Below are 12,798 nucleotides of genomic sequence, written 5' to 3'. Positions count from 1 at the left end.
GATCAAAATTGCGATGTTTCATCTGTCCAGCTGAGGAGGAAAAACGCTAACGTGAGCGCTCGTTGTTCGATAGAAACTCCCTCACATCATCTGCGATTTCTTTTGATTTCGTATGATGCAAATAATGGCCGCCTTTGAAAGTAACGATTTTTCCGTGGTCTACATGTTTCAGCAGCTCTTCATGCATTGGTTTCCAGTTTGGTGTTTCTTTCTCCGTTTGATCCGCTAGATAGAAAGCAACAGGGAGCTTCTTAGGGAAATGTAGACGTTGAGCGTTTTTAAAATTGTTTCTAAAGTTTTCTGCCTCACTAGCTTGGCTTTCATCCAAAAAATTTCGGAAAGTCAGCATTTTAATCTGAGCTTTCGTTTGATCATCTACTTTAGGCATCACCAGTTGATCTGGATTCACTTTCACTATCAATCTGTAAAAGCCGGATTGATGAAGCAACTGTAAGCTGGAGACTGGCAATTCATCCGTTTCCTGTTTAGGAACACTCGTATCAATGCCAACAAAGGCTTGGACTTCTTTTTCATATTGATTCACATATTCTAATCCATAAATGCCAGCAATCGAATGACCCATCAGCGTATATTTTTTAATGTTGAGTTTTTGCAAACATTCATGAATCTCATCCACAATGTTTTGACTTGTCCTTACTTTATCTGTGTCGTCACTTAAACCATAACCAAACGGTTCAATCACAACGACTCTATAATATGGCGATAACTCCTTGACTAACGGTTTAAAATCAAGCACGGGTGAAGCAGTTCCATAGCCTGGGAGAAGGACAATCGTTTCTTTCCCATCGCCTTGAATGAGCACATTCATCTGCTTCCCATCCACCAAGACCTTTTGCCCATAAGCTTCTATTTTCCCCTGTTCTCTTTCCTTACTAATTAGATTCACAACATAAACACTGGCCACAAATACAACCAAGACAGTCAGAATGGTACATAGAGCAATCAGCATTATTTTCAGTAATTTTTTCAATATTTTTTCTTCCCTTCATGATGAAGTACCCTAGCTTGCATCCGCAGATGAAAGATTAGTATTTTCTTTCACAATAGATAATGCCAATGGTATTTGCGCAAACACTTGATACATACATAAACGTAATCGCTATATAAAACCATTCCGTTGGAGATGATAATTCATGAACAAAAGCTTGAATGACAGCCACCAATATATAGGCTAATGCCACACCTACAATTGAAAAACTTCCAGCTTTCGCTAAAATAAATTGACCCCGTTCATCCTGTTTATATTCACGGCTTTTCTTAAATTGAAAGACCGTACTTAAGATAGAAAGGATAATCAGAGAATAAAGTATGATCGTTGTCATCATCGCTGTTGTTCCTCCTTGTCGACCTCTTGAAAAACGTCATATAAATCAACTTCAAATGTTCTCGCAATTTGAAATGCTAGTTTTAAAGACAAAGAATATTTACCATTTTCAATCGCTGCCACAGTTTGACGAGTCACACCTAACTTCTCTGCCAAATCCTTTTGTGTCCAGTCTTTTTCTGCCCGTAATACTTTCATTCTATTTTTAATTTCCATTTCAGATTCCTTTCTTAAAGGATGTTTTATTTAACATAATGTTAAAAATAATTAACATTATGTTAAATAACAATAACCTGTTTTCTACTGGATGTCAATTTCACCGGATGCAAAAAAGAATCATCCATTTTGAAAGGCCTACCTCAAAATGAATGATTCTCTATAAATGATGTGATCATCTGATTTAAAACACTTTCCTCTGGTAAATCGCAGTAGAAAGTCCCCAAGATAGCAAGTAGATGAGCATAATCAGTACAGTTGACCCCGTATATACAATAGGGATCGATAAATTCATGATAAAATCAGTGATCCCACTGAATTGCTCTGCTAAATAGATCACAACAGGTGGCCCCATAGCAGATAAAATGATAAAGCCAATAATCACTGCCGTTGTGATATAGCCAGGCTTTAAGATATAAAACAATGGAAATGTGCACGCCGCAAACAATAAAAATAGCCCGCTGCCAATCGCAATATCAGATAGCGAAAACAGCTTCCCAAACACAAATAATGCAGCACTTGTCAGCACGATTGCAATACTCATATAAAAAATGGCGCCAAGATAACGTGATGCGATAATTTCTTTACGTGTATAGGGCAAGGAATTTAATAGAATATTCGTTTCTGCCTTCTCATCATAAGCATATGTGTTAAATGGAATGAAGACACTAGCGACTAGAAACGTTAATACTGGATGGACATCCATGAAAATGAAAAATAAGATAAACGGAATAAAAATAAGTAACTGCTTCTTTTGCAAAATCACATCACGCTTAATTAAATGAAACATGCGCAACCCCGCCTTTCAAATAAAACATGATATCCTCAAGCGACGCCGGTTCAATCACAACAGCATCCCCAAAAATAAGTTTCACCTCATCAATCCGATCTGTTAATGCTTCAAATCCGGCTGCCGTACGCTGAATATGGATAAACGCCTTTTCTGTGTCTCGATCCAGCAAATCCAGGCTCCCCTTCACCAGCGCATAATTCTCCGCCACCTCATGAATCGACTGTTGAAAGACCAATCTTCCATTTTGTATAAACGCAATATAATCCGCGATGCGATCTAAATCAGTCGTCATATGTGTTGAGAAAAAAATCGTTCGATTCCCATCAATCATCAATTCTTGTAACGTACTGAGCAGCTCTCTTCTAAATACCGGATCTAAACCAGCAGTTGGTTCATCCATGATAATCAGCTCTGCATGATGCGACAGCGCAATCGCAAGCGATGCCTTCATCTGCATCCCTTTTGAAAATGTTTTAATCGCTTTATTCAGCGGCAGACCAAACTGTTCAATATATTGATAAAATAGTCTATCATCCCAGCGTTTATAGGCAGGTGCCACAATTCGTTTGATGTCTTTTAAATTCAATCCTGGGAAAAAAACGTTAGCATCGTAAACAAAGCCAATTCGTTCCTTAATCTCTTTTTCATGGGTGCGATAATCTAATCCAAAAATTTTAACCTCACCAGAATCTGGTTTTAACAAATTCATGATCATTTTAATCGTGGTCGACTTACCGGCTCCATTTTCTCCAATAAACCCAGTAACAAAGCCCTTTTTGACCTGTAAATCAAGATTCTGCACAGAAAAGTCTTTGAACCGTTTTGATACTCCTTTGAATTCAATCACATGCTCCACTCATCTCACTCCTCATACAAGAACTTTAATAACTGCTGCAATTCATCAAAAGATAAGCCTAATTCCTTGCCGTTTGTAACAACCGCTCCAAGCTGTTCCTCAATCACCTTCAATTTTTTCTCTCTCATGACCTCTAGGTTTTGCTCGGCAACAAATGATCCCTTACCGACAATCGAATAAATAAATCCTGCCTTCTCTAACTCTTCATATGCACGTTTTGTTGTGATGACGCTGATTTGTAAATCCTTCGCCAGCTTTCGGATAGACGGCAGGGCTGCACCTTCTGCCAGCTCACCCGTTAAGATCAACGATTTGATTTGCGTCGTAATTTGCTCATAGATAGGCTCCTTAGAATGGTTAGAAATCGTAATTTGCATATAAAAACCTCTTTTTTCTGTACTGGTATTCGCAATGAAACATTGTATATACACTATATATACATTATATACACACTGAAAAAATATTCAACTCCTTTTATGAACTTTTTTGAATGCGATCCAACTAAAAAACCGCACAGCTCTTCAGCCATGCGGTTCCTCAACAAATCAATTTATCTCCAATATACCCATTTTCCCATAAGCCATTCTACAGGCCCTCTTCTCCATTTTTTCAAATAGAGATAGCTGATGAAGAGCTGTGCTGTGTAAAGTCCGACAGCAAGCAGCAATCCAAACATTGAGCCCATTTGTCCAAATAAACCAAGTCCGTAAGAATAGAAAATCGTTGTACAAATAATAGATTGAGCCAAATAGTTTGATAAAGACAATCGGCCCAGTCCTGCAAGCAGACGTTTCAATCCTTGTGCAACCTTTGAATAGTAAAAGACAATAAAAGCTTGAATATAACCGATCGTCAGGACATAGGCTCCTAACGTCATCACCATTTCACTCCAAGGGGCATCAATAAACGTCGCACATTTTAAAGCGAGCCCGATCAAAATCATCCAGATCCAGCCTTTACGATACGCCATTCCTCGATCTTCTTCTGTCAGATGACCTTTTTTCCCAATGGCCATGCCAAGCAGTGCAAATGGCCCCACCATGATCGTACCGAATAGAAAACCTAAGATCGGCATCAACGTAATGGTCACGATCGCCATAATAATGGTCACAATCATCATATCGTCTTCAATCGTCACCCGGCTCAATAAAATATCACCGTATGCACCCTTCGCATACACATCCGTTAACAAATCATCATTTCCATAAACAAAGGTCATCAGATATGGTAAAACCACTAATGACAAAGCACCTAACACACCTGACCAAATCAGCATTGTTTTGATCCGGCTGCTCAAAAACATCATCAAGAAAAACGTACATGCTCCATAATATAAGAGAATATCACCATTCCAAATGAATATGTAATGCAGCATCCCAAGCACAATAAGACTAAAGCCGCGGCGAACGACGATGGCATTCGTATTCAGCCCCTTGGCCTTTGTAGATTCAATCAGTTTGATAAAAGAATACCCAAACAAAAAGGAGAAAATCGGATAAAATGACCCCTGGAACAAGATCTCCGTCACATATACCCCAAACTCCTGTCCCCATATGCTCGGATCAAACATCTTCTCAAAATCATAATCATATTGAAAATTAAGCATATTCACAATCAAAATACCTAATAAACTAAAACCACGTAAACTATCAATAAACTCAACCCTAGATCCCTTCAACACGACAGCTCCTTCGGAAAATATAAAAATAAAGCATATTTATCCTACCACACTTTTAAAAAATTGGATCTCATCCCCATGTGAAAAATCATGTTTTAAGGTAAATTTAATAAAAAAACCTAGAATTTATATTCTAGGTAACCTACTTATGATTAATGACTCTTTTCATCCTTCCAAAGCACACGCTTCACATAAAACAAAATCCCCAATCCAAACAAAATCAACGGCAACTCCCAGTCTGCAGAAACCGGCAGCCATGTCAACATCATGAGAATCAGCAAAACAGCTCCCACACCTGCATAAAAGACCACCGTTTTTTTTAATTCTTGGTTTGATTGAAACAAAACGCTCTCCTCCATAACTCTAATTATGATCGTTTTTCTAGTTTTTTTAATATTTTTTCCCAGCCGGTATCTCCCATTTTCCGATCAATTAATTGTCCCTCTTTATCTATGAGGCAAAAACTTGGTAATCCTTGAATTTTATATTTTGTGACAATCTCATAATCTTGATCCAACACAATGGGAGCAATGAGATTCTTTTCCTCCGCATATTTCGAAACAACCTCTATCGATTTTTCTTCTTCCGTATATGGAACATGGACACAGGTTAAATGGATACTCAACTGATCCACACTATGTAGAATGTGGTCGGTTAATTCTTCACAATGCGGACAGTTAACTGACCAAAAATAAAGAAGCTGAGTATGCCCTTCAGGTAAACACCGCTGATGTGAAGAATGAATCCAAGGAAGGTGCTCAGGCCATTTAAGTATTTGCGTTTCCACTACTCATCCCCCTTTTCTTTTAATTGAAAAGCGATGATTTTTCCTAGTGCCTCTTCTGCGGCAAAAGGGGCCACATTTCCTGATGGATTCTCTTGTTCCTGTTTTAGGCACTCGTACATATTTTTTTCGATTTTTGATGGGTCAATCCAAGAGATACACCACGATGCCCAAAAACAAGTAGGACCCTCATAACGCTTTGCCAAAGACAGAAGAAATGGCAAACTAGGCTGACCAATTCTCATGAGTGAGATCGCAGCCGCCATTCTTGTCTCCTCTTCTTCACTTTCTAACAGTTTAGCAAGAGCTTCTGCTGCATCCCCTGCATCTGCTCCAAATTCACCAAGAACCGCTGCTGCAATATTCCGCAAAGAACCCTCTTCTTTTAAGGCTTCAACAAGCACTGGCACTGCCTCTTTTCCTGATTTCCTTAATTCCCCCATGGCTTGAACGATTGTTACTTCATTCGTATTGACTAAACGTTGAACCGATTGGGATAGCTTATCTTCTGGTTTCATGACAATCAACTCCTCTTTTTAATGAGTCCCACGGCATCGATAACAAATCACATAACATACACATCCAGCAAATACACATGTCATCGTTGTAAACCAGCCCTCAGTGAACAGATGAATCCCAATGATGACCGCAGCACTTATGACAGATCCGATGAGCAATGATCGATAATAGATGCCCAAAGAAAGACTCGCTTCTCGTCTCAAAGGCTGCGTAAAGGCAAAGAGCCGTATGGTCAAAAACCAAATATAAACCCCTACCCCATAAATGGCCCAATACAATACATCATGAATCTCTAACAAGATAAGAGAAATCAAGTAGACACCATACAACCAAAAGGTTTGAAACACTTCCAATAGAAGAATTTTTTGATATAAAGCACCCGGAAAAAGATACAGCAATCCCGTTTGCCCGTGTCTTACAATCCCCGCGTAATATGAACTGAGAAGGACAGATGCACCAATGACCAGAAAGAATAGAGTCAACCAATTTGAAAAATAAGAACTGACGACATAATAAGTACCGATCAACAGCATGGTAGATAACAGATGGAAGGTAGCATACTTTTTGATCATCAATATTTCTAGCCAAAGGAAAGCCCAGATGCCCGTTAATGATGAAAGCCCCCACCACGTCTTGCTTTTCTTTGGACTTATTGGATTTACATGAACCTGTTTCCCCTCAAATTCCTCCCAAAATGCCGCCTCTTTGACTAACGACTCCATCATCTCTATACGATGACTCGACCTGTACATCATCATGAAAGATAAAATCATCATTCCAAGTAATATCAATACAGAAATGAATGAAAACTCCACTATCATGCGTCCGACTTGATACATAAAAGAAGCAGATATCTCCATCATTGACGACTGTTTCAATATCAATTGATTCATAATAAGCAATGAAAGACAACCAAACATCAGTATAAAACCAATGAAGAGCACTCGCTTATATACTTGAATGGTTCTTGCACAAGATACCGCAATCATCCATGTTTCGATCATACATAACAGCGCTGTTAACAGGAGTGATTTACCAAGTAGAAAAAAGTACTGCTTCGTTAAACAAAGAAGGAGGATATCAGCCATCACAGCAGAAACAATGAGAAGAGCACATCGCCAAAAAATGTGATATACCCATACACTCATCACAACCGTCCATAAGGAAGCACCACTTCCATACAACCACATGATATCGTTCATCTGACTAGGCAATCGATTCGAAAACAAACCAAAGCCAGTATAAAGAACAAATAAAACGACAATGAACCATCCAGCTGTACTCGCATTCCAATCGCCCATACTTGAGACTGCGCTCAGCTGAAAACCAATGGCAGCAATCATAAGCAGCAAGATCAAAAAGGGCATTTTCTTTTCTTGATTTTTACTGATCAAGCGCCTTTGGGATTTCATCCATAAAAGGGAAAGCGTGTTATTCACTAGACCACTCCCCTAGAAGTTGAATGACTTCTGCCCGCCACTTCATTTGTTCTTCCTGCCGCTTAGGAACAGCGATACTTTTCATGATGGCACCGTCTCGAATTAATATCACCCTACTAGCCGTATCAAGAACAAACTCTAGACTATGAGTGGACACAAGAACCGAACCACCTTGAAGGCTCTTCTGTATCAGCCAATCTGACAGCCATTGTTTAGAAGGGATGTCTAACCCAACAGTCGGCTCATCTAAAATAAAAAGGGAGGCATCTTGCACAATGGCCCCTGCTAAGACGACACGCTGTTTTTGACCTCTTGAAAGCCTTCCGCACAATTCGTTCATCTTCATTTCGATATGTACTTCTTTCAACGCCTCAAATACCTTTTCTTTGATCTGTTTTAAACCTTTATGATAGCCTCTTGCACGGAATTGAACATGTTCAGCAACCGTTAAATCTGGGTACAAATATGGCTGATCTGGAATAAGAGCTACTTGTTTTTGGACATGGGAATGACCAGGAGGAAATCCCTCTATGAGTATTTCCCCTTGATCAGGTTGATAGAGACCTGTTAAACATCGAATGGTTGTCGTCTTCCCCGCACCATTAGGCCCAAGCAGCGCCACAACCTCCCCTGCTTCAACGGAAAATGAAAGACCCTCTATCCCATCACCATTGCTATATCGTTTGCTTACATTCTGAACCTCCATGAATGGCATCAAATCTCTCCCTTTTATTAGAGTGATGTATGCTGATCTATGGTGTTTTTACGATGGAATGTAAATGTAATTAGACCCACTTATCATTTACCACAATATTAACATATTAGGTATAAAAGGGTAAGAGAATTATAATCATTTAAAATACTAAAAGATAACAAAACAAAAAAGATTGGGCATCAATCATCCCAAACTTTTATCTATTAAATAAACCAATTCAAACCGAATCCATATCCCGACAAGCCCATGCATCCACCTCGACCTTTAAAGCAGGTGAAGCCAAAGCCACCACATAAATCATCGTCATACAAGGCAGGTGATCTCCTAAAAACTGACCCATGATTCGTTTTCTATTCTCAGCATCAAACTCACCTACCAAATAAAACACAAGCTTCGTTATATCTTCTACTTTCATATCTGCCGCTTCTACATTGCGTTTCACATTCTCTAACGCTAGTTCGAGCTGCTCCATCGGGCTCGCTGGGATGGTTCCATCGACTTCCATCCCCACTTGCCCTGATAAGGTTAACCACCGCTGCGGCCCTGTTGTCTCTATTTGATGGATGTACGGTGCAACTGGCGCATGAATGGTCTCAGGATTACGTGATGTTTTCATTGATCAAACCCCTTTTCTGAAAATACAATCAATTTCCACCTATCATACCAAACTTTCTTCCCATCCTATCTGCATATGCTCCGAACGAAGCCAAAAAAAAGACCTTTCTTCAAAAGAAAGACCTCTCTAAAATGATGACCCGCTCCGATGCTCAATTTGATGAATCCAATTCAAATCCGCCTCTAAATGAAGCAGCGTGCCAGAAATCAATAAGTACCGACTCTCATCACCTTGCACAAGACATTCCGTTTTCAGCTTCGTGAGTTCCATCACATCTTTCATGATGACGGCTTTCTGCTGCTGAAGCATTTCTTTTTCTTGATGAAATCTGATTTTCCGTGCACAGCCCCATTTAAAGTGAAAATCATCCTTTGCAGCATGATATGGAACAGGTGCCAACAGCCATGATTCCAGCTCTTGTCTGCCTTCTTCCGTCACGTCGTACAGCTTTCGATCTTGGTCATCTATTCCCACTGCTGTCACCAATTGATCACGAATTAACCGATCAAGCGTCGTGTAGATTTGACCAGGGTTGATTTTTCCTTTTATTCCGAGCAATGATTCCAGCTCTAGCTTTAATTCATATCCATGATGTTGCTGCTGACAGAGCGATGTTAAAATTCCGTATTTCACTGACATATGATTTAACCTTCTTTGAGAGATGATATCATCTCTATTTTACTCGCTGTCGCACTAGAAATCCATGAAGCCGCTAAACTGAGTGCAATTCCTGCGATCACTGCCAGCATTAGATGCACAAACGGCAATTGGAATGAAACAAATCCACCCAGCCAATCAGATTGGCTTGAAATATATAGAAGAATCACACCAAATAAAATGCCGCCAATCACACCTGTTAACCCAATGAGCACACCTTCTCCGACGATCATTTTTCTCACCTGCTGCTTTGTCAGCCCCAGCGCCCGCATGGTGCCAATCTCAGATGTTCGTTCAAGCGTGTTCATCAGCAGTGTATTGGCTGTTCCAATGCTCGCGAGCCCCATAATGAAAATGAGCATCATAGAAATTAACTCGTTCATACCAGTGAAAGCCGATGTCGTTGATTCAATCTCATCCTCTACTGTTTTCACCTTTGAAAGCCGCTGTCCAAAGTCTTCCCATAGCTGATCTCGTAAAGACTCACCGGCACCTTTGTCTTTTAACGTAAGCAGGATATCAAGGGGCTGCGCCCACCCTAAATCCTCTTGTAAAAATGTCTGATCGACAAATGCCACATAACCAGAATGATGAGAAGTTTTGACCACATCAATGACTTGTAACTGTTGCCGGCCAGAAGGTGCATTGAGATACACACTCTCTCCAATACGCCCACCCCATTCATCAAACGCACGCTCTCCTAACACGATAGAAGGCGTTTCTGATAATCGTTGATACAAATCGCCTTTATTGTCACCTTCTATAAAAGAAGGTCCTTTCTCATCCACACCGATGATAGAAAATTGTCTTTTCTCTCCATGGGCCGTTTCCCATGTCAAAGGAGCCGCTTCCATCATCGGTTCCACCCGCTCAACAGCCTTATAGGATGACAGCTTTTCTTGATCCGCTTTCGTCCATGGCGCTTCAGAAGTAACCCTGAGATCGCCTCCATACGTTTGACGAATCTCTTTTTCGTAGCCATCTGGAGCCGATTCAATGACCGCACTTAAAAGCAAGATCACAGCAATCCCAACAGCTAGAATCGCCGCCGTATTAGCATTTCGATTCAGTTGCTGCGTGACATGCTGCGAGGATAGATGACCCGGGTAACCAAAGACAAACTTCAAAAGAGGCGCCAACAACCGGTTCAAAAAGAGCAGGAAAAATGGGAATAACAGAACCATGCTGGCTAAAATGGCAAGATAAGCAGCCGGATGATCCACCCATACAAATGAAAGCAAGCCTATCCCTATCGCCGCTCTAATGACCGATTGTTTCTTCGGTGCAGAAGTTTGGGTGGTGGATTTTAAAGTCAGCAGCACAGACGTTTTCCCTGCATGATAGATCGGAAATAACGAAAACAGCACAGGGAACACAATACCAACGATCACTGCTATTACAACAGGCACTTGCCAATCTAACGAATACACCATATCAAAAGCAAACACACCAAGCAGTGTTTGCATGAACACATCCCCAAGCCAAACGCCAATCGGCACCCCAATGACGGTTCCAATACAAGCCAAGATCAAAACCTCAATCAACATCAGCTTAAAAACAGAGCCCTGCGTATAACCAAAGCTCTTCATAATCGCAAATTCCTTTTTCCGTTCCATCACACTCGTATAAATCATATTAAACACGATAAAACCGCTCATAAACATCGACAGCCCTGCGATGAGGTAAAAGAACGTGTACAACCCGCCAATGTCATTACTTTGCCGGTCATCCGCCACCACAGGCTGGACAAAAACATCGGCATCCTTGAACTCTTTCTGTAAAGATTGAAAGAGCTGCTCTCCGCCATCATTCGTCTGAAATCTCATATAGGAAAGCTGATGATCGAGTCCCGTCCAGTCTCTCAATAAATCAAGCGGCGCCATCACACGAAAGCTCGATGATTCTGCACTCTTCCAGTCACTCGGACTTGAAAGCAGCTGTGTATATTCCACAATGGCAGATACCTTCGCTTCGCCCAAATCAGAAAAACGAATGGTATCTCCCACTTTTTTATTCAGCAGCTTCGCCACAACATCTGGTATGACCAACCCCTGATTATCCAAACGCCCTTCAATCACAGGCAGCTTCAGTAAAGAGCTCGTTTGATCTTGCACCCCGGTAATGCGCACCGCCCGTTGGTTAAGAGAGTGATCACCTTCTACCTCAAAAAACGTCTGTTTATCCAGCGCTAATAATGATCCTGTCACATCAGGATGTTTTAAAATGGAGGAGATCTGTTCCTCATCATACGTATGATCATCACTCAACACCCAATAATCTGCATCAGCGACATACATTTGCTCATAGTAATGAAACACATCATTTGTCGTTCGATCGGCAATGAGCATCGACGTGACAAAAGCAATTCCCACCATGATGCCTAAGACAGAAATGGCGAACCGCTTTTTATGCTGAATCATGTTACGCCATGAAATTCGCCACATACTGAGCATAATCATCATCCTTTCTAGAAATCACTTGATCAATAACACCGTCTTTAAAAAGGATGATTCGATCCGCAAACCCCGCTGCGAAAATATCATGCGTCACCATAATAATCGTCTGCTTGCTTTCTCGATTGAACTTGCACATTAACGCCAAAATATCCTCCGCTCTATGTCGGTCCAAGTTCCCCGTTGGCTCATCTGCTAACAGCACTGACGGCTGATTGACTAAAGCTCTTGCAATCGCTACACGCTGCTGCTGCCCGCCGCTCAGCAAACTAGCCCGTTTCCGCCCAAGCCCATTCAAGCCCACAGCCTCTAACAGCTCTACAACCGTCTGTTGATTCTCCTTTGTTAAACGTCCATCTGCATGCAGCGGAAACGCCACATTTTCTTCGACAGTTAATGTAGGCAGCAGCTGATAATTTTGAAACACAAACCCAATCTGTTTTCTGCGAAAAATCGTTCTCTCTTTCTCATTCATCTCACTCAACTGATGCTCATCTATCAAAATCTCTCCATCAGTAGGCAGATCAAGCCCGCCTAACAACTGAAGTAATGTACTTTTTCCAGAACCACTCGGTCCCATCACCGCTACAAACTCCCCTTCTTCTACCGTCAAATCAACGCCCCTCAGCACCTCAGTCCGCTCCTGGCCTTGAATGAACTCCTTCTTCACATGCTTGATCTGAATCATCTGCAAACTCCTCCCATCCCTTTACGGGGTAATTATATA

General features: G+C 41.0%; 16 protein-coding genes. All 16 read right to left on the bottom strand.

The features are described 5' to 3' along the window. Positions 1–46: 46 nt before the first annotated feature. The 16 genes from MHB38_RS01200 to MHB38_RS01125 all read right to left on the bottom strand — a co-directional run bounded on the left by MHB38_RS01200 (position 47) and on the right by MHB38_RS01125 (position 12,759). Positions 47–991: an alpha/beta fold hydrolase gene (locus tag MHB38_RS01200; protein ID WP_202734054.1), complete on the bottom strand. Its 945-nt coding sequence runs from the start codon at positions 989–991 to the stop codon at positions 47–49. Positions 992–1,046: 55 nt separating this feature from the next. Continuing rightward, positions 1,047–1,346 (bottom strand): hypothetical protein, encoded by a 300-nt coding sequence (locus MHB38_RS01195; RefSeq protein WP_017366494.1) that lies wholly within the window; start codon positions 1,344–1,346, stop codon positions 1,047–1,049. Then, complete coding sequence (locus MHB38_RS01190) at positions 1,343–1,561, bottom strand: helix-turn-helix transcriptional regulator (protein ID WP_017358703.1); 219 nt, start codon at positions 1,559–1,561, stop codon at positions 1,343–1,345. Before MHB38_RS01190 ends, MHB38_RS01195 begins: the two co-directional genes overlap by 4 nt. 184 nt (positions 1,562–1,745) lie before the next feature. Next, positions 1,746–2,351 (bottom strand): ABC-2 transporter permease, encoded by a 606-nt coding sequence (locus tag MHB38_RS01185; protein ID WP_017358702.1) that lies wholly within the window; start codon positions 2,349–2,351, stop codon positions 1,746–1,748. Beyond that, on the bottom strand, positions 2,335–3,210 hold the full coding sequence (locus MHB38_RS01180; RefSeq protein ID WP_065459709.1) for an ABC transporter ATP-binding protein: 876 nt from the start codon (positions 3,208–3,210) through the stop codon (positions 2,335–2,337). Before MHB38_RS01180 ends, MHB38_RS01185 begins: the two co-directional genes overlap by 17 nt. A gap of 5 nt (positions 3,211–3,215) precedes the next feature. Next, on the bottom strand, positions 3,216–3,587 hold the full coding sequence (locus MHB38_RS01175; protein WP_017366490.1) for a GntR family transcriptional regulator: 372 nt from the start codon (positions 3,585–3,587) through the stop codon (positions 3,216–3,218). Between the two features lie 173 nt (positions 3,588–3,760). Further along, complete coding sequence (locus tag MHB38_RS01170) at positions 3,761–4,888, bottom strand: DUF418 domain-containing protein (protein WP_202734055.1); 1,128 nt, start codon at positions 4,886–4,888, stop codon at positions 3,761–3,763. 152 nt (positions 4,889–5,040) lie between these two features. Further along, positions 5,041–5,232, bottom strand: coding sequence for a hypothetical protein (locus MHB38_RS01165; protein WP_017366488.1), 192 nt, complete (start codon positions 5,230–5,232; stop codon positions 5,041–5,043). 23 nt (positions 5,233–5,255) lie between these two features. Next, positions 5,256–5,675: a TlpA family protein disulfide reductase gene (locus tag MHB38_RS01160; protein ID WP_017366487.1), complete on the bottom strand. Its 420-nt coding sequence runs from the start codon at positions 5,673–5,675 to the stop codon at positions 5,256–5,258. Continuing rightward, positions 5,675–6,190 (bottom strand): HEAT repeat domain-containing protein, encoded by a 516-nt coding sequence (locus MHB38_RS01155; RefSeq protein WP_008343915.1) that lies wholly within the window; start codon positions 6,188–6,190, stop codon positions 5,675–5,677. The genes MHB38_RS01160 and MHB38_RS01155 overlap by 1 nt, the downstream gene beginning before the upstream one ends. An 18-nt stretch (positions 6,191–6,208) precedes the next feature. Continuing rightward, on the bottom strand, positions 6,209–7,630 hold the full coding sequence (gene skfF, locus MHB38_RS01150; RefSeq protein WP_019744075.1) for a sporulation killing factor system integral membrane protein: 1,422 nt from the start codon (positions 7,628–7,630) through the stop codon (positions 6,209–6,211). Continuing rightward, the gene (locus MHB38_RS01145) at positions 7,623–8,345 is read right to left on the bottom strand and encodes an ABC transporter ATP-binding protein (protein WP_008343917.1); all 723 of its coding nucleotides are present in this window, start codon (positions 8,343–8,345) and stop codon (positions 7,623–7,625) included. Before MHB38_RS01145 ends, skfF begins: the two co-directional genes overlap by 8 nt. A gap of 217 nt (positions 8,346–8,562) precedes the next feature. Beyond that, positions 8,563–8,961 (bottom strand): RidA family protein, encoded by a 399-nt coding sequence (locus MHB38_RS01140; protein ID WP_202734056.1) that lies wholly within the window; start codon positions 8,959–8,961, stop codon positions 8,563–8,565. Positions 8,962–9,087: 126 nt separating this feature from the next. Then, on the bottom strand, positions 9,088–9,600 hold the full coding sequence (locus tag MHB38_RS01135; RefSeq protein WP_007498534.1) for a PadR family transcriptional regulator: 513 nt from the start codon (positions 9,598–9,600) through the stop codon (positions 9,088–9,090). Between the two features lie 5 nt (positions 9,601–9,605). Next, the gene (locus MHB38_RS01130; protein WP_202734057.1) at positions 9,606–12,071 is read right to left on the bottom strand and encodes an FtsX-like permease family protein; all 2,466 of its coding nucleotides are present in this window, start codon (positions 12,069–12,071) and stop codon (positions 9,606–9,608) included. Beyond that, entirely contained in the window at positions 12,040–12,759 is a 720-nt protein-coding gene (locus tag MHB38_RS01125; protein WP_024719122.1) for an ABC transporter ATP-binding protein, read from the bottom strand. Before MHB38_RS01125 ends, MHB38_RS01130 begins: the two co-directional genes overlap by 32 nt. Between the last annotated feature and the right edge of the window lie 39 nt (positions 12,760–12,798).

This window comes from Bacillus sp. FSL K6-3176 (assembly GCF_038003325.1).
Classification (GTDB): Bacteria; Bacillota; Bacilli; order Bacillales; family Bacillaceae; genus Bacillus; species Bacillus altitudinis.
This window is presented reverse-complemented; position numbering and strand designations above follow the sequence as displayed.

Bases quoted from the DNA above. Each gene is read 5' to 3' on its own strand.
- MHB38_RS01140 (WP_202734056.1), bottom strand. From the start codon at position 8,961: ATGAAAACATCACGTAATCCTGAGACCATTCATGCGCCAGTTGCACCG.
- MHB38_RS01135 (WP_007498534.1), bottom strand. From the start codon at position 9,600: ATGTCAGTGAAATACGGAATTTTAACATCGCTCTGTCAGCAGCAACAT.
- MHB38_RS01175 (WP_017366490.1), bottom strand. From the start codon at position 3,587: ATGCAAATTACGATTTCTAACCATTCTAAGGAGCCTATCTATGAGCAA.
- MHB38_RS01155 (WP_008343915.1), bottom strand. From the start codon at position 6,190: ATGAAACCAGAAGATAAGCTATCCCAATCGGTTCAACGTTTAGTCAAT.
- MHB38_RS01195 (WP_017366494.1), bottom strand. From the start codon at position 1,346: ATGATGACAACGATCATACTTTATTCTCTGATTATCCTTTCTATCTTA.
- MHB38_RS01185 (WP_017358702.1), bottom strand. From the start codon at position 2,351: ATGTTTCATTTAATTAAGCGTGATGTGATTTTGCAAAAGAAGCAGTTA.
- MHB38_RS01130 (WP_202734057.1), bottom strand. From the start codon at position 12,071: ATGCTCAGTATGTGGCGAATTTCATGGCGTAACATGATTCAGCATAAA.
- MHB38_RS01125 (WP_024719122.1), bottom strand. From the start codon at position 12,759: ATGATTCAGATCAAGCATGTGAAGAAGGAGTTCATTCAAGGCCAGGAG.
- MHB38_RS01145 (WP_008343917.1), bottom strand. From the start codon at position 8,345: ATGCCATTCATGGAGGTTCAGAATGTAAGCAAACGATATAGCAATGGT.
- MHB38_RS01190 (WP_017358703.1), bottom strand. From the start codon at position 1,561: ATGGAAATTAAAAATAGAATGAAAGTATTACGGGCAGAAAAAGACTGG.